Origin of the sequence: Streptococcus mitis, assembly GCF_946188695.1 — a bacterium.
GTDB lineage: Bacteria > Bacillota > Bacilli > Lactobacillales > Streptococcaceae > Streptococcus > Streptococcus mitis_DF.
The window spans coordinates 15,462-35,870 of sequence record NZ_CAMHWI010000002.1 but is presented as its reverse complement, the minus strand read 5'-3'; the positions used below and the strand labels follow the sequence as shown (position 1 = coordinate 35,870).

Below are 20,409 nucleotides of genomic sequence, written 5' to 3'. Positions count from 1 at the left end.
GTCACTTTCCTCCCTCTGTTAAATTAAAGAAGACTTCTTCTAGTGAAGAAAGATTTTTCATCACTTCTTGTAAAGTCCCTTTTATAAGAACTTTTCCTTTATTTATGATAACTACATCATCTGTTACTGCTTCCACTTCCGATAATATATGAGATGATAGCAAGACTGTCTTCCCTTCTTGAGCTTGTTTTTTTATAAACTCTCTAAACCACCGAATTCCTCTTGGATCCAACCCATTAGTCGGTTCATCCAATATCAGATATTGAGGATTTCCCAATAGAGCTGTTGCAATCCCTAATCGTTGTCCTTCTCCTAATGATAATTTCCCAATTTTAGATTTTTTCTTATGGCTAATATCCACCATATCCAAGACTTGTTCAATTCGCTGACTGGATATCCCATTACTAGCAGCAACAATTTTCAAATGTTGATAAACAGTCCGATCATCAGGGGCTCCTACACTGTCAAATGAAGCTCCTACAGTCTTTAGAGGAAATTTTAATTCCTTATAAGTTTGATCTCCAATTTTGGTAAGACCAGATGTTGCTTTGTCTAATCCTAATAAAATACGTAAGGTTGAACTTTTTCCAGCTCCATTTGGACCCAGGAAAGCAGTCACTCTGCCTGCTTTTGCTTCAAAAGAAATATCTTTTAAAATTTGAGTTTGTCCATATGACTTACATAAATTTTTAATGGCAATACTTTGTTCCATGATGTTCTCCTACTCTATTTAATATTTCTAAACGTAACTATATCTTACACATTCATTTTCGGATTTTTTTCAGAATTTCAAGAGTCAAAAGATTTAAAACTCAATGAAAATCAAAGAGCAAACTAGGAAGCTAGCCGCAGGCTGCTCAAAACACTGTTTTGAGGTTGTAGATGAAACTGACAAAGTCAGTCACATATATACGACAAAGCGACGTTGACGTGGTTTGAAGAGATTTTCGAAGAGTATAAAATTTTGTTTCATTTAATTATCTAGATTTGTGTAAACTTAAAAGCCCGATGTTTCCATCAGGCTTCTTTGTTATCCATGTACACGTTTCATATAGTCTTGATAACTTTCGGTATCCATGAGTTTCTTGGCATTCTTAACACGGTCTGCTGTTGGTGGTTTGACTCCTTCGAGTGAATATGGGATTCCCAATTCACGCCATTTGAACTCGCCCATGGTGTGATAAGGCAAAATTTCAAACTTATCAACATTTTTGAGGGTCTTGACGAACTTCCCAAGTTCAATCAAATCATCGTCTCTATCTGTCAAACCTGGAACGAGCACGTGGCGAATCCAGACAGGCTTTCCAATATCTGATAGATACTGGGCACAGGCCAAGATGTTTTTATTGGTTTGGCTAGTGACAATCTTGTGCTGTTCTTCGTTGATTTCCTTGATATCCAAGAGAACCAAGTCAGTGACAGCCATGAGCTTGTCAAACTTTTCAAGGTAACGAGGTTTATTACGGAATGGAAGGGCACAGGTATCCAAGGTACAGTGGATTCCTTGTTCTTTAGCCTTGGTGAAGAGGGCAATCAAGAAATCAATCTGCAAGAGGGCTTCCCCCCCACTGACTGTAATACCACCCTTATTTCCCCAGAAACCGCGGTAGCGCAATGCCTCTGCCAAGACATCATCTACTGTCCGTTCACGTGATTTATTGGACTCCATAGCCCATGTGTCTGGATTGTGGCAATACTGGCAACGCATGTGACAGCCCTGCAAAAAGACAATAAAGCGAATACCAGGCCCATCTACCGAACCAAAGCTTTCTGTCGAATGCACCATTCCTGTCACTTGTCCATAATCAATTGTTTCTTCAGACATATCGTTACCTTCCTTGAAAACGTTTTATAGTTTTATTATATCACGACTTGAAGGAAAAACAAGATTTTTGCCTATTTTTTAGAAAGCAATCTGTTTTTCAATTTCATTTTCAATCTATTCTCAGATTATTCTTCAAAATTAAAGCCATACAAGGTTGCAAAATAGTCCTCAGGGCGCTCTGCACGGCGGATTTGACGAGCTTTACCTTCTTCAGTATAGAGGATTTCCGCAGAACGTAATTTGGCATTATACTGGTATCCCATTGAAAAACCGTGGGCACCTGTATCATGAATTACCAGCAAATCACCGATTTCTGTATGAGGCAGTTCGCGATTCACTGCAAATTTATCATTGTTTTCGCAGAGTGAACCGACCACATCTACTACTTCAGCTGGTCCTTCTGGGTGAGTCAGATTGGTGATATGGTGGTAGGCTCCGTACATGGCTGGACGCATGAGGTTTACTGCTGATGCATCCACACCTAGATAGGTACGGTAGGTTTCCTTCCTATGAGTGACTCTTGTGACCAAAGCTCCGTGAGGGGCCAACATAAAGCGACCCAATTCTGTAAAAATCTTAACCTGACCAAGACCTGCTGGCGTAAGAACCTCTTCATAAACCTTACGAACTCCCTCACCAATCAAGGCAATATCGTTTGGCTCCTGATCCGGACGATAGTTGACACCAATACCGCCGGAAAGATTGATAAAGTCTAGCGAAATACCCAACTTTTCCTTGATCTCAACAGCCAATTCAAAGAGCTGACGCGCCAACTCTGGATAATAGAGATGGGTCACGGTATTGGATGCTAGGAAGGAGTGAATCCCAAAGGTCTTAGCTCCTTTTTCCTTCAAGATAGCAAAGGCTTCAAAGAGCTGGTCCTTGGTCATTCCAAACTTAGCTTCTCCAGGATTGTCCATAATGTCAGTCCCCAGTTCAAAAACACCGCCAGGATTGTAACGACAAGAGATGATTTCTGGAATGCCTGCTGCACGCTCTAGATGTTCAATATCTTCAAAAGCATCCAAGTTAATGGTCGCACCTAATTCACGCGCATAAGCGTATTCCTTATCCGGCGTGTTGTTAGAAGAGAACATAATCTCAGAACCGGGGAAATCCAGTTTGTGACTCATCAAAAGCTCTACATAACTAGAGCAGTCCACACCGCACCCTTCCTCTTGGAGGATTTTCAAGATAGCTGGTGTTGGAGTAGCCTTAACTGCAAAATACTCCTTAAATCCCTTGTTCCAAGAAAAGGCTTGGTTGACAGCTCTTGCCTTCTCACGAATCCCCTTCTCATCATACAAGTGAAAGGGTGTTGGGAACTCAGCAACAATCGCTTCTAAGTCTTCTCTATTGATAAATGGTGTTTTCATAAGCTTCCTTCTATTCTATTTGCAAAGAAAGGCTGGGACAATCGTTCCAACCTTTAGTTCTATCTCTTATTTATCTTCGTCAAAGATATTGCCAACCTCAACATCGATGGCTTGGTTCTTGACATCAATATTGGTTACTTTCAAGAGTGACTTGTAGTCAAATTGCTTTTCACGTTCTTCTTGGGCATTGTCCGCAAAGACTGCGACACCTGCCAATTCTGAATCAAATTCACGCAAGAGGCTGATCATCCCATTGATAGTTCCGCCACCTTTCAAGAAATCATCCACAATCAAGACACGGCTGCCTGCCTTGAGACTGCGTTTTGAAAGGAACATTTTCTCAATGCGGTCACCACTTGAACCTGATACATAGTTGACGCTGACAGTTGAACCTTCGGTAATTTTCAGGTCACGGCGCACAATAACAAAAGGAACATTGAGGACATTGGCAACTGCATTTGCAAGCGGAACACCCTTAGTCGCTACGGTCATAACGGCATCAATTTTTTGGTCCATAAAGCTCTTAGCAATAATGCGACCAATATTTTTCAAGATGGCTGGTGTGCTAAGCAAATCAGACAGGTAGATATAGCCACCTGGCAAGATACGGTCACTTTCTGACAACTTGGCACGCAAGTCTTCAACCATTTCCTTAGCATCATGGCTTGAGATTGATGGTGTAAAGATAACACCTCCGCCAGCCCCAGTTACAGTCTGGATGTGACCAATTTCGATTTCCTCAAAGGCACGTTTGATAATCACGATATCTTCTGAGATGGATGATTTAGCAGATTCATACTTTTCAGCAAAAGTATTGAGACTAGTTAGTTTATAAGGATTATTAATCAAATAGTTGGAAATGACAACCATCCGATCACTTCTTCTTAATTTCATTTCTATTTCCTATTCCATTTTTATTCAAAAAATCAAAAAGCAAACTAGAAAGCTGGTCGCTGGTGGTTCAAAACACTGTTTTGAGATTGTCGATAGAACTGACAAGGTCTGTAATATAACTACATATATACATACGACAAGGCGATGCTACCCTAGTTTGAAGAGATTTTAGAAGAGTATTCATTTTTGTCTTTTACTTATTATACCATATTCACATAAAAAAACGAACATTCTTATCCTAAAAAATGCTCATTTTTCTTAAATTGTTAATCTAAATCTGGTTTATAGAAGGAACGATTGTCCATAGCGAAGATTTTATTGGTCATCTCTCCCTTATCCACCAAAGCCAGAGCTGTTGACATCATCATCATGCTTGCATCCAGATTATCAATCATATGGATAATCTCTGCTTCCATAATGCGTGGACGGACTGGACTTCCATACTCAAGTAAGCCGTGGTGACTAAGGATGACGTGACGAAGCAGAACGACTTCTTCCTTGGTATCATCAATACCGAGTTCCATAACTGTCTTGGTAATTTCGCTATCAATTAGAGCGATATGTCCAAGAAGATTACCTCGTACTGTATACTCAGTCTGGTCTGGTCCCGTCAACTCGATGACTTTAGCCAAGTCATGTAGCATGATTCCTGCATAGAGCAAGCTCTTATTGAGCTGAGGATAGATTTCGCTAATAGCATCTGCCAAGCGCACCATGGTCGCCGTATGATAGGCTAAACCCGTTTCAAAGGCATGATGGTTGGTCTTGGCAGCTGGATAGGAGTAAAATTCCTTATCATACTTGGTGTAGAGCTTTCGAACAATCCGTTGCCAAACAGGATTTTCAATTTTAAAAATCATTTGCGCCATATAGTCACGGATTTCCTTGACATCAACTGGCGACTTGACCTTGAAATCGGATGGGTCATTGGGTTCACCAGGTTGAGGCAGGCGGAGAGTAATTTGATTGACCTGTGGAGTATTGTTATAAACTTCTCGGCGTCCTTTCATGTGGACAACCTTACCTGCAGTAAAGGCCTCAACGTTATGTGGTTGGGCATCCCAGAGTTTCCCTTCAATCTCGCCACTATCATCTTGGAAGGTAAAAGCTAGGTAATTTTTCCCAGCTCGAGTTTGCCTCAAATCAGCTGACTTGATTAGGTAAAAGCCTTCAAACAACTCATCTTTTTTCATGTGACTAATCTTCATATTCTTCCTCATCTTCTTGGAAATGGAGTAGATCAAGCGCAGGCTCACCTTCTGATAATTCAATGTGACGGAGCGTTCGCTCAATAGCTGTAGTGCGACGGTTTAATAATTCATCAATATTGCCAGAGGCATGTTGGAGATGCTTTTGTGCCTTGACCAGAATGCCACCAAACTTGCCAAACTCGGTCTTAACACTGGCAAGTGTCTTGCTGATATGGTCGGCACTCTTTTGGATATTGAGGGTCTTGAAGCCAACTGATAGGGAATTGAGAAGAGCTGATAGGGTACTTGGACCTGCGACAATAATTTGCTCCTCCCGCCTCAAATCATCAAAGAAGACCGGATTGCGGACGATTTCTGAGTAGAGACCTTCTGTCGGAACAAACAAAACTCCAAAATTGGTCGTCCGAGGCGGTGCTATGTACTTGCTCCTGATATCCTTGGCAAAGCGCTTGACGCTTGCTAGGAGCGACTTGCGACAGCGTTCAATCTCATCCTTGTCCCCTGCTTCATATGCTTCTTCTAGGCGATAATAATCAGCCAGTGGAAACTTAGAGTCAATTGGTAGATAGACGTATTCTTGGTCGCCTTGTCCGGGTAACTTGATAGCATACTCCACTCGCTCGCTAGAGTTTTCAACTGTTGCGAATTCTCGTTCATACTGGGCAGGGGTCATGATATCCTCGATGATTTGCCCCAGTTGCAATTCTCCCAGAATCCCTCGCGTTTTAGTTCCAGAGAGAACCTTGTTGAGGGTGCCAACATCACGGGCAACTGTCTGCATTTCTCCAAGGCCACGATTGACAGACTCCAGTTGTTTGGAAACTGTCTCAAAGGAAGCTTGCAAGCGCGTCTGCAAGGTCTTTTCTAGTTTTTCCTCGACCGTTTGGCGCATTTGCTCCAAACGTTGCTCATTTGATTCCTGCAAGGCTTGGAGACGTTGGTCGGTCTTATCTCTGGTTTGGAGGAGATTATCTGTCATTTCTTGACGGACCTGAGTCAGACCTTGGTGCAATTCCATTCGAACTTCTTGCAAACGGTCACTGACAGCCACTTCCAAATCTTTTTGATCCAACTGGCTGGCTTGTCTGGCTTGTTCAAAGCGATAATCCAACTGGTCTGACAAGTGATCTGCCTGATCCTCCATGCTCTTACTTAGATGTTCTTCCTGCTTATCCTGCCTTTGCCAAATCAGAAAGATACCAGCTAGGTTGGCAATCAATAATAGAACAAGTAAACTTTCCATCCTACCTCCTATCCTTACTATGCAGCACGACCACATAGCCATCTGGGCAAGTCACCGACACTTCCCTATCTATATATTCGTTAGAAGCGTACACTTTTTTAAAGAAAAAATTTTCCTCAGTCAACTCATACTTGGCTCCAAGAATGGTCAGCTGGCTATCCCGAACCGGCATAAAAGCAAGATAGTCGTAGTCTGAACGGGGATGTAGCTGACTGGTTCCTTCTGGACAATAAGTAATCAAGTTTTGCCCATCCTCAATCGCTATCTGGCTCATATAGGGTGCTAACTTGGGATTGCTAGGCAGAAAGACATTGGCCAGCATGTGGTCAATACGACCACCAAGAGCACCGAAAATAGTGACTTGAGCATGAGGATTTTGTTCAAAGATGGTCAAGAGAGCCAATTCCAGATCAGTATCATCCTTTTCTGGTCGGGCTTGGACAAAATGCTGGGCACTTTTTTGAATCACCTGTCGTTCTTCTGCAGTTACAGAATCAAAATCTCCAACTGCTAGAGCAAGAGGAAGGTTTTCTTCCAAAACCCAAAGCGAGCCTCGATCCACACCGACAAAACTATCAAAGTCCGTCCGGTAGTGACCGCGGTCTCCTCCTGCAAAAACGGCAACCCTAGTCCAGTTGTTTTCTGAGAGTTTGTACTCGCTCATTGACATCTCCCTTAAAGACATAGGAACCTGCTACAAAAACAGTCGCACCAGCTTCTTTGGCTTGGGCAATAGTTTGATCATCAATCCCACCATCCACTTCGATTTCAAAGTTCAAGCCTTTTTCCTCACGAAGAGCAACCAACTCACGAACCTTATCCATGGTCTCTGGTAGAAAGGCTTGCCCACCAAAGCCTGGGTTCACTGTCATGACTAAGACTTGGTCAACTAGGTGAAGGACATGCTTAATCGCCTCAACAGGCGTACCAGGATTGATAACAACCGAAGGTTTGACACCGAGCGAACGAATCTTTTGGAGAGCACCATGAATATGAGGCGTTGCTTCCACATGGATGCTGATGATATCTGCCCCTGCACGAGCAAAGTCTTCTAGATGATGCTCTGGATTCGCCACCATCAAGTGACAGTCAAAGACCATCTTACTATGTGGTCGAAGAGCTTCGACTACACCTGCACCAAAACTGATTTGTGGTACAAAGTGACCGTCCATGATATCGATATGGGCATATTCTGCCCCAGTTGCTTCTAGGCGTTTGATTTCACGTTCAAAGTTGGCATAATCTGCTGCCAGAATTGACGGAGCAATCTTGTATTGAGACATAGGCTTCTCCTTATTTTGGAATTTTTTTGCTGACTTTTTTATAGGTTTCTCTGCGATTTTCAATTTCACTGAGGAATTGTAGGTAGTTGTCAAAACGGAAGGTGGCAATAACACCTTCTTCAACTGCTGGCTTGATAGCACAGGACGGCTCATGGGTATGGGTACAAGTACGGAACTTGCAGTCTCGACTGACAGTGGCAAGCTCTGGAAAAGCCTGATTGAGGTCTTCAGCCGTTGATACTTCATAGTCCAGCGATGAAAAACCTGGTGTGTCCGCGATTTTACCCCCATTGAGGTTGTAAAAACTAACAGCTCGAGTGGTATGGCGCCCACGACCCAGACTGTCTGAGATTTCTCCTGTTTCAAGATTGAGATCTGGTGCGATTTTATTGAGAAGAGTTGACTTCCCAACACCTGTCTGCCCCATAAAGACTGTAACCTTTCCTGTTAACAAAGGCAAGAGTTCTTCTTTACTGGTCACAAAGTCATAGCCAATGTCACCATAGGTCTGCTGGTAAAAATCCAATTCTGACCGATCTTCCAGCAAGTCCATTTTAGAAATATAAATGATAGGATGGATGTCCTTGTGTTCCAAAAGAACCAAGAACCGATCCAGCAAGTTGCTGTTAAAATCAGGTTCCTTGACGGACATGATTACCACAGCTTGGTCAATATTAACAATAGGTGGGCGAACCAGACTGTTTTTCCGTTCGTAAATTTTGAGGATATAACCTTCTGAATTTTCCTCGGCAGAGAAATCTACCCAGTCCCCAACATAAGGAGTATGGCCTTTTTTACGGAAATTCCCACGCGCGCGCGTCTGATAAACCTGACCATCACTTTCTACATAGTAGAACCCTGCCAAGGCTTTAATGATTTGTCCCTGCATCTTAGAGTCCTTGCCCTTTAAGCGCATCAGCTAGGCTGGCAAACTCTGCCAAGCTGAGAGCTTCACCACGCACAGATGGAGACAAGCCTGCCTGATCCAATGCCTTGGTCAATTTATCCTTGACTTCTTCAGTCTTGCCAAAGTAACCTGTCAAATTGTTCCACAAGGTCTTGCGGCGATGGGTAAAACTAGCCTTGGAAACCTTAAAGAAGAAGTTTTCATCTTCTACTGCTACAGCTGGCTCTGGACGACGCACCATTTTCAAAATAGCTGAGTCCACATTTGGTGCTGGCACAAAGACCGTACGAGGCACGATAAAGGCGACCTTGGCTGTCATGTAATACTGAACCGCAATCGACAAGCTACCGTAAGCCTTGGTGTTAGGTTGGGCTGAGATCCGATCCGCCACTTCTTTTTGCATCATGACCACAAACTCACTAAAAGGAATGCCACTCTCTATCAAGTGCATGAGAATAGGCGTCGTGATATAGTAAGGCAAGTTAGCTACTACCTTGATTGGCAGGTCAGGATTTTTGAAATTCTGGATATGTTTCGCCAAATCGACCTTGAGAATGTCCTCGTTGACTACGGTCACATTGTCAAAATCACGCAAGGTATCTGCCAAAATCGGTACCAAACGGTGGTCGATCTCAAAGGCCATGACTTGAGCTGCACGCTCAGCCAAAAATTCTGTCAAGGCACCAATCCCTGGCCCTATTTCGATAACATTAACCTGGTCATCAATTTCAGCTGTATCCACGATTTTTTGAAGGATATTGGTATCCGTCAGGAAATTTTGTCCGAAGGACTTTTTAAAGGTAAAACCGTGACGCTCTAGCACTGCCTTGGTCACGCTATAATCTGCAATTCTCATTTATTCTCTTTTCTATTATCTGTTACTTCTATTGTAACACATTCCCCTTGTATTTTGGGGTCTGCTTAGCTGTTCTTATAAGATTTCATAGCTTCTTCCACTTCTACCAAGGTGACCCCAAATAACTCTAGGCGTTTGAGGAGTTGCTTGCCGTTGGAATAACCAATTCGGAGAGCTTCTCCTAGATATTCTCGTCGCTTACGGCTATCTGCTCCTGCTAGAAAACCAAGGCGGATCAAGTCGCTACGACTGATGTCAAACTGACTCTCATGTTCAAATTGTTCTGTCACCTGAGCGAGAGCTGTTTTCAGGTCTTCATAGCTGGCATGCTCAATTCCCAGAGACCGTCCCTTGGTCTTGGATTTGGGAACAGCTTCATCTCGCTTGAGAAAGGCATGCTGAACTGTTGGAATAGCCGTCATAATCATGCGCCGAATCCGCTCCCCATTAAAATCCGGGTCTGTAAAGACAATGACTCCATGGCGTTGGTGCAGTCTCTGAATTCGCTCTATATCCTGGTCATTGATGGCAGAACCTCGAGTCTCATAGGTCTCTACCTCGAAATAACGTTTGAGATTGGCCGTATCATCGCGACCTTCAACCACGATGACTTGGGAAATTTTTTCTTTCATTACTTGTTGTCCAATCCAAAAATGCGCTCTGCATTTGCAGTCGTTGCTGCCGCCAGCTCTTCTGTCGTCATACCACGCAAATCCGCGATAAAGTCTACTACATAGCGAGTGTAGGCCGTTTTGTTTTCGCGACCACGTTTAGGAACAGGAGCCAAGTAAGGCGCATCCGTCTCCACCAAAATCTTGTCCAAAGGAAGTTCTCTAGCCGCCTCTTGGATATCGGTTGCCTTCTTAAAAGTCACCACTCCTGAAAAGGAAATGGTCATACCAAGCTCGACAAACTTCTCTGCCCATTCAAGAGTTCCTGAGAAAGAATGCATGATGCCACCTCGAGGACCAACTCCCTCGCTCTTGATAATCTCATAGGTATCTTCCAACGCATCACGGGTATGGACAACAAAAGGCAAATCCAAGTCCTTAGATAACTGAATCTGACGGCGAAAAACCTGCTCCTGCACCTCTTTCGGAGCTGTCATCCAATGATAATCCAAACCAATCTCACCCAAGGCAATAACCTTGGGATGTTTTAGTTTTTCAAGCAAGTAAGTTTCGACCTCATCTGTGTAAGTCCCTGCTTCCGTCGGATGCCAGCCAATCGTCGCATAGAGTTGGTCATACTCATCCACCAACTCCAAAGCACGCTCAATCGTCGGTTCATCAAAACCAACAATATTCATCTGTGTCACACCCATCTCCGCAGCCAAGGCAATTTCTTCTGCCTCACGACCTGCAAATTCTTCTACATTCAAGTGTGTATGTGTATCAAAAATCATCTCTTCTAACCTCGTTTTCTATCTTCTATTATACCAAAAAACTGCCCTCTCTCCTCATCTGTAAAAAATATTCTAAAACCCACCATCGTCTCTTGACCCTCTTGTTCCAAAGCAGTATAATAACACTTATTGAATTTTTCAACAAAGGAAACAACTATGTTTACAAAATTAAAACAGACCTTTATCGGTCGTCCTCTTAAGTCCTTAACCGAAGGCGAGGGAGGGCTACTGGGAAAAATGCAGGCACTGGCCATGTTGTCAAGCGACGCTCTATCTTCCATTGCCTATGGACCTGAGCAAGTAGTCCTCGTCTTGGCTAGTCTCTCTCCACTTGCTATATGGTGGAGCATTCCTATCGGCCTTTTTGTCCTCCTGCTCCTGGCTAGTTTAACCGTCTCCTACCGTCAAATCATCCACGCCTACCCTCAAGGAGGAGGGGCTTATATGGTTACTCGAGAAAATCTATCGCCCGAGCTAGGCTTGATTGCTGGAGGCAGTCTGCTAGTTGACTACATGCTGACTGTGGCGGTATCGGTATCATCTGGAGCTGACGCTATCACAGCAGCCCTTCCTGCCCTCCACCCTTACAACCTCCACATCTCCATTTTTCTAGTTTGCTTGCTCATGCTCTTGAACTTACGGGGGTTGAAAGAATCTGCCAGTTCACTGATGATTCCTGTCTATCTCTTTATCATCAGTACTGTCTTTCTCTTGCTCTATGGAATCTTTCAACTAACAACAGGTTCTCTCAACTATCAGGCTACTTCTCCTATCGGACACGCTGTGCCGAGTCTGTCTATCGTTCTCATTCTAAGAGCCTTTACCAGTGGTTCTGCCTCTCTGACAGGGGTTGAAGCTATTTCAAATGCCGTTCCATTTTTCAAGGCTCCAAAAGAAAAGAATGCCGCTCAAACCTTGACCATCATGTCACTGATTTTAGGATTTCTTTTTGCTGGTATTACCTTCCTAAACTACTGGATGGGGATTATGCCTCAACACGGAGAAACTATTCTTTCACAGATGGCTCAAGGCATACTTGGTAATTCCTTCTTAGGTCACCTTGGCTATTATACCTTCCAATTCTCCACAGCCTTGATTTTGGCCGTAGCAGCAAATACTGGCTTTTCAGCCTTTCCTATGCTGGCTTATAATATGGCTAAAAACAAATACATGCCTCACCTCTTTATGGAAAAAGGAGACCGACTAGGATACTCCAATGGAATCTTAACTCTGGCTTTTGGAGCTATGATTCTTCTTCTCATTTTTAATGGCAATACCGAACGCTTGATTCCTCTTTATACTATCGGTGTCTTCGTGCCCTTTGCCCTTTCTCAGACTGGGATGATTCGTCATTGGAAAAAGAAAAAAGGGGCAAATTTCTTAAAACCTGCCCTTGCCAATATCCTTGGAGCTATCATTTGCTACGCGATTGTACTAATCTTGCTCTTTTTCCGTCTCAGTGATATCTGGCCTTTCTTCCCGATTATTCTCGTACTCACTCTACTCTTCTTGGCGATTCACAGTCATTACCAAAAAGTAGCTCAACAACTGCGACTCTATGAAGGCATCGAAAAACGTACCTACGATGGCAATCTAGTTCTCGTCCTAGTAGGAAATGTCACCCGAGTTAGCGTTGGAGCCATTAACTACGCTCAAAGTATCGGAGATGAAGTCTTAGCCATGCACATTTCTACTAAGGAAACAGCAGAAAAAGACCAGGAAATTCTCCAAGAATTTGCCGATTACTTCCCAACCATTACTCTGAAAAATATCAAGACCAGCTATCGCGATATCATCACGCCTACTGTCAAGTATGTCAAACTAATCTCTGAGGATGCCCAGAAAAAGAACTATACAGTCACTGTTCTGGTACCCCAATTTATCCCTAATAAACCTTGGCAAAATATCCTACACAATCAGATGAGCCTCAAACTCAAATACGCCCTTCGTTGGCACCAAGACGTCGTTGTCGCTAGCTACTCTTATCACTTAAAAGAATAAAGAAAAGGCCCTACCAGAACCAAGAAGCTCTGGTAAGGCCTTTTCTGAATCCAGCCACTATGCCTTAACTGAAAAGCATGACTAGGAATATTATTGAATGTGGTTAGCTAAATCTTCCTGAGCTTTTTTATTTGACTCAGCTTTTTCTTTTAGCCATTTTTCATAAAGTTCTTGGTACTGTTTAGCAGTGACTGGCTCTTTTTGCAATTCAACATATTTATAGTTGTCTGCATCTCCTTTGTGTCCAACGAATGAGAATGGGCCTGTAAACGGTATAGTCTTACGGAAGATTGGGTTGGCTCCACCACTTTGAACTGGTAGGAACAAGGCGCTATCTGTCAACCAAGCTTGGGCTTCAGCATATTTTTCATAGCGGGCTTGAGTATCTGTGATTTCAGCGTCGGCCTCATCCAAGAGTTTCTTGTAGTCAGAAAGACCAATCTTGTCCTTCACTTCCTTGTCTTTTTCTTCAGACAAGCCCATATTTTTCAACTGAGAACCTGTCTCTGGATCTAGGATCGCTAGGTAAGTCTTAGGATCTGAGTAGTCTCCACCCCATCCTGAGATGTCGATGTCGTAGTCTTTTTGTTCTGCTGTATCTGCAAAGTAGGTTGCCTGGTCTTTTTCATCCGGAGATAGTTGGATAACATCGATAACAACATTCTCCTTACCAAGAGTTTCTTCCACTGTTTGTTTGAAAGATCCGGCCTGTTGCACATCCAACTTAGCAGTCTGGTCAACTGGCATATCCAAATGAATTGGGAAAGTTACTCCTTGAGCTTGCAGGCTTTCTTTGGCCTTAGCAAATTTCTCTTTGGCCTTGTCAGGGTTCAAGAAGGCTTGCTTACCATCATTTAGGTTGATATTTGCCCAATCTTTACCATAGTTGACAATTTTTTCATTGACAATATCACCGAAGTTCTTATCGCCAACTTGGACAAAGTTACTTGGTGTAATCGTGTTACGCAAGATACGGTCTGCTCCATCTTCACCATTTGTCTGTGCTGCATAAGCATGACGGTCAAAGGCAAAGTTGATAGCCTGACGGAAATCCTTATTTTGCATAGCTACACGTGAATCTGTCTTTTCCTTATCAGACTGTTTCATAGTCTGCTTGTAGCTTTGACGATTCACGTTGAAAAGATAATAGAAAGTAACTGAGTTTTGCGGTGTATAGGTAATCTTGTCCTCATTTCCCTTCTTGAGTTCAGCAAAGACTGAACTTGTTGGGAAGATACGACCATCAGTATAGTTGCCTTCCAAGAAACCTCTAGCAATGCTGTCTTGGTCAGAACCGTCAAAGAAAGAGAGCTTCACTTTCTCGATTTTCACATTGTCCTTATCCCAGTAATTAGGATTTTTGTCAAACTCAATCAAAGATTTGGATGTGAAGGACTTAAACAAGTAAGGACCATTTGACAAGATACTTGATGGTGTCACACTTCCAAAGTCATCTCCCTTAGACTTCAAGAAGGCTTCATTTACAGGACTAAGAATACTTGCTGTTGTTTTAGAGTTCCAATAAGTTTCAGGTTGGTTGAGGGTATATTGGAGAGTGTAATCATCCACTGCCTTTACACCAACAGTTCCAAAATCAGATGATTTCCCTTCAACATAGTCTGCTAGACCCTTGATAGAGTCTTGTACCAAGTACAAGTTTTCAGCCTTTTTATCAGCAGCATACTTAAGACCAGTCACAAAGTCATGAGCCGTTACATCCGCATACTCCTCTCCTTCCGAAGTGTACCATTTAGCCCCCTGACGGATTTTATAAGTGTAAGTCAAACCATCTTTTGATACCGTCCATGACTCAGCCATAGAGGGGATGAGATTGCCATACTGGTCATTTTCCAACAAGCCATCAATCAAGTTGGCTGTGATACTAGATGTAGAGTCTCGAGTAGAGGTAATGTAATCCAAGGTATCTGGGTTATTGACAAAGATATAAGAGTAAGTCTTATCTGCATTACTTGATTGAGATGACCCACACGCTGCTAAAGCTAGACCTGCTGTCAAAGCCATAGCTCCAAAAAGCATAACTTTTGATTTCTTCATGATTATTCTCCATTTTTTACAGTATGTGAAATATTATACACCATTTGAGCAAAAATATAAAGCCTTTTGTACTTTTTTACAAAAATAAAAATCAGTAGACTCGAGTTCCTACTGATTTTTGATATAGTTCGTTTGGATTATGCAGCCAAAACTTTGCGTCCTTTACGACGACGAGCTGCCAATACGCGACGACCGTTTTTAGTTGACATACGGTTACGGAATCCGTGTTTGCGCGCACGACGAAGTTTACTTGGTTGATAAGTACGTTTCACGATGAATACCTCCTCATAGATTTTGTATTCGTTTAGCCGGCTATAAAGTGATCAGTTACTAAACATACTTTACTATTCTATCTGATTCTTTCACTTTTGTCAATAGCTCTAGGCAAATGTTTCCAGCTTTTTCTTATGTAAGCCCTATCTACGATACTGTTTCAAGAATCGAGTCATCTTTTCTTGGATTTGGGCTAGTTCATCAACACGAGGAAGGTAAACGATACGGAAGTGGTCTGGTTCCTGCCAGTTGAAGCCTCGACCATGAACCAAGAGAACCTTTTCCTGCTTCAAGAAATCAAGGACAAACTGCTCATCATCATCGATACGGTACATATTGCGGTCGATTTTAGGGAAGATATAGAGTCCAGCCTTGGGTTTAACGGCAGACAAACCTGGAATATCTTGAATAGCATTGTAGATGAAGTTTCTTTGTTCATAAATTCGTCCACCAGGAAGGAGCAATTCATCGACTGATTGGTGACCACCCAAGGAAGTTTGTACGACTTGTTGGGCCAAAACGTTAGAGCAAAGGCGCATATTGGACAACATATTGAGCCCTTCGATATAGCCTTTAACATGTGTCTTAGGACCAGACAAGACCATCCAACCCACGCGGAAACCAGCGATACGATGAGATTTTGACAGACCATTCATGCTGACACAGAAGACATCTGGTGCCAAGCTCGCCACAGGCGTATGCACATGCCCATCCATTACCATGCGGTCATAAATTTCATCCGCAAAGATAATCAAATCGTTCTGACGGGCAATTTCAATGATTTCCAACAAGAGTTCCTTAGGATAAAGGGCTCCAGTTGGGTTGTTTGGATTGATAAGGACAATTGCCTTGGTATTGGAAGTGATTTTTGACTTGATATCGTCAATATCTGGGTACCATTCTGCAGCCTCATCACAGATATAATGAACGGCATTTCCTCCAGCTAGGCTGACAGCAGCTGTCCATAGAGGATAGTCTGGCATAGGCACCAAGACCTCGTCTCCATTATCCAAAAGCCCCTGCATGGACATAACAATCAGTTCACTGACACCATTTCCAAGGTAAATATCATCAATATCCACATTGGGGAATTTCTTCAATTGGCAATACTGCATGATGGCCTTACGGGCTGAGAAAATCCCTTTAGAGTCAGAATACCCTTCACTATCACGCGCATTCATAATTAAGTCATGAATGACCTCATCTGGTGCTGTAAAGCCAAATTCTGCTGGATTTCCTGTATTCAGACGTAAAATCTTTTCTCCATTTGCTCGCATCCGCATAGCTTCTTCCAAAACAGGACCACGGATATCATAAGCAACATGTTCTAACTTACTAGACTTGTTATATTCTTTCATCTTGTTTCCTCAATTCATCAGGATAGTAACATTATACCACTAGAAAGAGAATGCGACAAGTTTGCTGAAATGTGTTACTAGATTCGGATAGAAGAAAAGCCTCACTAAAAGCGAGGCCGAGACAGCGGTGATAGCAGGTATTTTGCGAGAGACACATCACATACCAAAAGATAAACCTAGAAAAAGCAGGCCTAAAAAGGAGTCATAGAGAAGATTGAACATGAGGAAAAGCCCCCATATCATCAAGTAATCCCAGCGACCACTTCGTTTTGCAACTAGGAATAATAGCAGATGGTAGAGTAGGTGAAAGACTAAAAAGCCAACAAAACCTGGATAGAGAAATGGAATCAACTTTTCTAATTGCCAGATCATGATCACTTCTACCAAAACAGACACTAGGATAATTCCATAATAAAGGAAACCTGATTTTTTTGTTTCTTGAAAAGAGTTTTTCATCATTCTCCCTCCCTTCACTTCTTTCCTGCTAATCTTTCTTTTATTTTATCATATATTTATATAGATTTTAAGCGCTAACATTCTTTTGAAAAATACTTTTTTTACTTTACTTCTATAGTGAAAAGGTTTACAATTATAGTAAGAAAATTTCAGGAGGTTTCATTATGGCACAACGTTACCAAAATATTATGGTCGCAATCGATGGTTCTAAGGAAGCAGACTTAGCTTTTGTCAAGGGAGTTCATTCTGCTCTACGAAACGACGCTAAACTCACCATCGCTCATGTCATTGACACACGCGCTCTCCAAAGCGTATCCACCTTTGATGCTGAAGTTTACGAAGAACTCCAAGTCGATGCTGAAAGTCTGATGAAAGAGTACGAAAAACGTGCAACAGATGCTGGTGTGGCAGATGTTCACATCGTTATTGAAATGGGAAATCCAAAGACTCTCTTGGCGCGTACTATTCCAGACGCTGAGGAAGTAGACCTCATCCTCGTTGGCGCAACCGGTCTCAACGCCTTTGAACGCCTCTTGGTCGGTTCTTCATCTGAATACATCCTCCGCCACGCTAAGGTCGATTTGCTGGTTGTGAGAGAACAAGAAAAAACTTTGTAATCACGAAGAAAAGGAGCCCAGAGCTCCTTTTTGTTTACTATTTATACTTCTTCAAACCACGTCAGCTTCCATCTGCAACCTCAAAACGGTGTTTTGAGCTGACTTCATCAGTTTCATCTACAACCTCAAAACAGTGTTTTGAGCTGACTTCGTCAGTTTCATCTACAACCTCAAAGCAGTGCTTTGAGCAACCTGCGGCTAGTTTCCTAGTTTGCTCTTTGATTTTCATTGAGTATTATTTCTCTCTTTATGGCGTTCATAAGCCTTGAGCTGGCGCTGCAGTTCCTTTTTAATCGCGGGTTCTGGAGCATATTTTTCTTCCCAATCATCTGGTTTTAAGATTTTGTGGGTCACTGGATCAAAATGAGCCTTGCCATCTGGAAAAATTTTCCCCATATTGGCTTGATGGACAATGTCAAAAATACGTTCTGGGTCCACCCCCATCAAGACAAAACTACCGTAAGTAAAGTAAAGCGTATCAATCAAGGCATCCACCTGCCCTACCAAATCTTGCTGGGCAGGCGTCTTCTTGGCTACCTTATCTGCTGCCTTATCAAGGGCCTGATGAAGTTGCGATAAAGCGTGACCAAAATCCTCTTCAGAAGGACTGGCAGCCCGAACAAATTCCACCAATTCTTCTATTTTAAAGCCAGCCCTATGGGTTGCACCTTCTAAATCCCAAGCTCGAGGTTCTTCTTGGGTACGTTCATCCATCATGTGGTGGAAGGTCTTGACCTTATTGAAATGATAGTCGCGGCTGACAAAAACTTTTTCTGAAGCCAAAACACCAAAATGTTCCAAGGCCTTGTGGATTCCGTCTTGCTGATTGCTGGTTGTGATATGCTTGGCAACTTCCTTAACACTGCTACTACCATTTCCCATAGCGACCGACATACCAACACCTGCAAGCATTTCTAGGTCGTTATCTGAGTCACCAAAGGCCATGACTTGGTTTAGATCAAAACCATATTCTTTCCCAACTCGACGAATACCTTCCAATTTAGAATTTCCTTGATTGATGACATCCGCAGCAAATGGATTGCTACGTGTCAATTTCAAATCTTCAAAATCAGCTGCCGCCTTCTCAGATTCCTCTGGCGTCATCAGCATCAAAACTTGGTAGATAGGCTGATTCATCAGATGAAGCAGGTCTTCTTCCTTTTGGGGAACAACCTTGCTGACCATACGATTAAAGGAATGACTCACTGTCCGAGTTAAAACTGAGGGAACGAAGCGACTGATTCGTTGGGAAAAAGAACCCAGACCAAAGGACATGATTTTGGAACCCAACATGGCATCCTTGGTCCCTAGGGCAATCTCCTTGCCCTCTTTTTTAGCATAAGTAATTAGCTGGCGCAAGTGTAACTTGGAAATAGGACTCGTGAACAAGACTCTGTCTTTATTAAAGATATACTGGCCATTGTAGGTTACCGCAAAATCCAGATCCAAATCGTCCATCAATTCCTTAACAAAAAAAGGTCCTCGTCCTGTTGCTACGCCAACCAGTACCCCTTGTTCTTTGACGATCTTAATCGCGTCCTTAGTGGATTTCAAAACACTCTTGCGATCGTTAACCAAGGTTCCATCGATATCAAAAAAAACAGCTTTGACTTCCATCCTATCCCAATCTCCCCTTTTGTGATACAATGATTATACCACATTTCAGAAAGAGTGAGTAAATCATGCCTAAGAAAATCCTTGTTTTACATACAGGTGGAACTATTTCCATGCAAGCCGATGCCTCTGGCGCTGTTGTGACGAGTTCCGATAATCCCATGAATCATGTGTCCAACCCACTTGAAGGAATCCAAGTCCACGCCTTGGACTTTTTTAACCTGCCAAGCCCCCATATCAAACCCAAGCATATGCTGGCTCTCTACCAGAAAATTAAAGAGGAAGCAGATAACTACGATGGGGTGGTGATTACACACGGAACCGATACTTTAGAGGAAACAGCCTATTTCCTTGATACCATGGAAGTCCCCCATATGCCTATCGTTCTAACAGGTGCCATGCGCAGCTCCAACGAACTCGGTAGTGACGGTGTTTATAACTATCTGAGTGCTTTAAGGGTGGCTAGCGATGACAAGGCTGCTGACAAAGGGGTTTTAGTCGTCATGAACGATGAAATCCACGCTGCCAAGTATGTTACCAAAACGCATACAACCAACGTCAGCACCTTCCAGACTCCAACACACGGGCCACTTGGTCTGATTATGAAACAGGAAATCCTCTACTTCAAAACAGCTGAACCTCGTGTTCGCTTTGACCTTGATCACATACAAGGATTAGTCCCTATCATCTCTGCTTATGCTGGTATGACAGATGAGCTGATTGATATGCTGGATTTGGAACAATTGGATGGTTTGATTATCCAAGCCTTCGGAGCTGGTAATGTTCCCAAAGAAACGGCTCAAAAATTAGAAAACCTTCTGCAAAAAGGAATCCCAGTCGCCCTGGTTTCACGATGCTTTAACGGTATCGCTGAGCCTGTTTATGCCTACCAAGGTGGGGGCGTGCAGTTGCAAAAATCTGGTGTCTTCTTTGTTAAAGAACTCAACGCCCAAAAAGCCCGTTTGAAACTCCTCATTGCCCTCAATGCCGGACTAACAGGACAGGCTTTGAAAGACTATATGGAAGGCTAAACCT

Annotated in this window: 21 protein-coding genes; 3 read left to right on the top strand and 18 right to left on the bottom strand. The window is 42.8% G+C overall.

Annotation, left to right across the window (positions count from 1 at the left end):
* Window position 1 precedes the first annotated feature (1 nt).
* From N8L33_RS01635 to N8L33_RS01580, 12 genes are all read right to left on the bottom strand, one after another.
* Window positions 2-712, bottom strand: coding sequence for an ABC transporter ATP-binding protein (locus N8L33_RS01635; protein ID WP_261058128.1), 711 nt, complete (start codon window positions 710-712; stop codon window positions 2-4).
* A 318-nt stretch (window positions 713-1,030) separates the two neighbouring features.
* Window positions 1,031-1,825, bottom strand: coding sequence for a pyruvate formate-lyase-activating protein (gene pflA / locus N8L33_RS01630; RefSeq protein WP_033683045.1), 795 nt, complete (start codon window positions 1,823-1,825; stop codon window positions 1,031-1,033).
* Window positions 1,826-1,950: 125 nt separating this feature from the next.
* Complete coding sequence (locus tag N8L33_RS01625; protein WP_261058127.1) at window positions 1,951-3,201, bottom strand: diaminopimelate decarboxylase; 1,251 nt, start codon at window positions 3,199-3,201, stop codon at window positions 1,951-1,953.
* 66 nt (window positions 3,202-3,267) lie between these two features.
* Window positions 3,268-4,095, bottom strand: a complete 828-nt coding sequence (gene purR / locus N8L33_RS01620) for a pur operon repressor (RefSeq protein WP_153209771.1) — start codon at window positions 4,093-4,095, stop codon at window positions 3,268-3,270.
* Window positions 4,096-4,361: 266 nt separating this feature from the next.
* Window positions 4,362-5,303: a 3'-5' exoribonuclease YhaM family protein gene (locus N8L33_RS01615; RefSeq protein WP_261058126.1), complete on the bottom strand. Its 942-nt coding sequence runs from the start codon at window positions 5,301-5,303 to the stop codon at window positions 4,362-4,364.
* The gene (locus N8L33_RS01610) at window positions 5,293-6,549 is read right to left on the bottom strand and encodes a DNA recombination protein RmuC (RefSeq protein ID WP_261058125.1); all 1,257 of its coding nucleotides are present in this window, start codon (window positions 6,547-6,549) and stop codon (window positions 5,293-5,295) included. Before N8L33_RS01610 ends, N8L33_RS01615 begins: the two co-directional genes overlap by 11 nt.
* Window position 6,550: 1 nt before the next feature.
* Window positions 6,551-7,213, bottom strand: coding sequence for a thiamine diphosphokinase (locus N8L33_RS01605; RefSeq protein WP_033687304.1), 663 nt, complete (start codon window positions 7,211-7,213; stop codon window positions 6,551-6,553).
* Window positions 7,176-7,832 (bottom strand): ribulose-phosphate 3-epimerase, encoded by a 657-nt coding sequence (gene rpe, locus N8L33_RS01600; RefSeq protein ID WP_000084990.1) that lies wholly within the window; start codon window positions 7,830-7,832, stop codon window positions 7,176-7,178. Before rpe ends, N8L33_RS01605 begins: the two co-directional genes overlap by 38 nt.
* A gap of 10 nt (window positions 7,833-7,842) precedes the next feature.
* On the bottom strand, window positions 7,843-8,721 hold the full coding sequence (rsgA, locus tag N8L33_RS01595) for a ribosome small subunit-dependent GTPase A (RefSeq protein ID WP_261058124.1): 879 nt from the start codon (window positions 8,719-8,721) through the stop codon (window positions 7,843-7,845).
* Between the two features lies 1 nt (window position 8,722).
* Window positions 8,723-9,595 (bottom strand): 16S rRNA (adenine(1518)-N(6)/adenine(1519)-N(6))-dimethyltransferase RsmA, encoded by an 873-nt coding sequence (gene rsmA / locus N8L33_RS01590; RefSeq protein WP_261058123.1) that lies wholly within the window; start codon window positions 9,593-9,595, stop codon window positions 8,723-8,725.
* Window positions 9,596-9,660: 65 nt separating this feature from the next.
* Window positions 9,661-10,227 (bottom strand): ribonuclease M5, encoded by a 567-nt coding sequence (gene rnmV / locus N8L33_RS01585; protein WP_261058122.1) that lies wholly within the window; start codon window positions 10,225-10,227, stop codon window positions 9,661-9,663.
* A complete protein-coding gene (locus N8L33_RS01580; protein WP_261058121.1) occupies window positions 10,227-11,000 on the bottom strand; it encodes a TatD family hydrolase in 774 nt (257 codons plus the stop codon). The genes rnmV and N8L33_RS01580 overlap by 1 nt, the downstream gene beginning before the upstream one ends.
* A 156-nt stretch (window positions 11,001-11,156) precedes the next feature.
* Between N8L33_RS01580 and N8L33_RS01575 the strand changes: the two genes are divergently transcribed.
* Window positions 11,157-13,001 carry an APC family permease gene (locus N8L33_RS01575; RefSeq protein ID WP_261058120.1) on the top strand — a complete coding sequence of 615 codons (1,845 nt, stop codon included), beginning with the start codon at window positions 11,157-11,159 and terminating at the stop codon, window positions 12,999-13,001.
* Between the two features lie 90 nt (window positions 13,002-13,091).
* Here the strand turns inward: N8L33_RS01575 and N8L33_RS01570 are convergent, their stop codons facing one another.
* The 4 genes from N8L33_RS01570 to N8L33_RS01555 form a co-directional block, all read right to left on the bottom strand.
* A complete protein-coding gene (locus N8L33_RS01570; RefSeq protein WP_261058119.1) occupies window positions 13,092-15,056 on the bottom strand; it encodes a peptide ABC transporter substrate-binding protein in 1,965 nt (654 codons plus the stop codon).
* 137 nt (window positions 15,057-15,193) lie between these two features.
* Window positions 15,194-15,328, bottom strand: coding sequence for a 50S ribosomal protein L34 (gene rpmH / locus N8L33_RS01565; protein WP_000831905.1), 135 nt, complete (start codon window positions 15,326-15,328; stop codon window positions 15,194-15,196).
* Window positions 15,329-15,472: 144 nt separating this feature from the next.
* The gene (locus tag N8L33_RS01560) at window positions 15,473-16,687 is read right to left on the bottom strand and encodes a pyridoxal phosphate-dependent aminotransferase (protein WP_000666455.1); all 1,215 of its coding nucleotides are present in this window, start codon (window positions 16,685-16,687) and stop codon (window positions 15,473-15,475) included.
* Between the two features lie 156 nt (window positions 16,688-16,843).
* A complete protein-coding gene (locus N8L33_RS01555) occupies window positions 16,844-17,146 on the bottom strand; it encodes a hypothetical protein (protein WP_261058118.1) in 303 nt (100 codons plus the stop codon).
* Window positions 17,147-17,307: 161 nt separating this feature from the next.
* On the opposite strand from N8L33_RS01555, the gene N8L33_RS01550 reads away from it, so the two are divergent.
* Window positions 17,308-17,760, top strand: coding sequence for a universal stress protein (locus tag N8L33_RS01550; protein WP_261058117.1), 453 nt, complete (start codon window positions 17,308-17,310; stop codon window positions 17,758-17,760).
* A 61-nt stretch (window positions 17,761-17,821) separates the two neighbouring features.
* On the opposite strand, the gene N8L33_RS01545 is transcribed toward N8L33_RS01550, so the two are convergent.
* Together N8L33_RS01545 and N8L33_RS01540 are read right to left on the bottom strand one after the other, a co-directional pair.
* Window positions 17,822-17,989, bottom strand: coding sequence for a hypothetical protein (locus tag N8L33_RS01545; protein WP_261058116.1), 168 nt, complete (start codon window positions 17,987-17,989; stop codon window positions 17,822-17,824).
* Window positions 17,986-19,377 (bottom strand): Cof-type HAD-IIB family hydrolase, encoded by a 1,392-nt coding sequence (locus N8L33_RS01540; RefSeq protein ID WP_261058115.1) that lies wholly within the window; start codon window positions 19,375-19,377, stop codon window positions 17,986-17,988. The genes N8L33_RS01545 and N8L33_RS01540 overlap by 4 nt, the downstream gene beginning before the upstream one ends.
* A gap of 65 nt (window positions 19,378-19,442) precedes the next feature.
* On the opposite strand from N8L33_RS01540, the gene N8L33_RS01535 reads away from it, so the two are divergent.
* Window positions 19,443-20,405, top strand: a complete 963-nt coding sequence (locus N8L33_RS01535; protein ID WP_261058114.1) for an asparaginase — start codon at window positions 19,443-19,445, stop codon at window positions 20,403-20,405.
* Window positions 20,406-20,409: the final 4 nt, after the last annotated feature.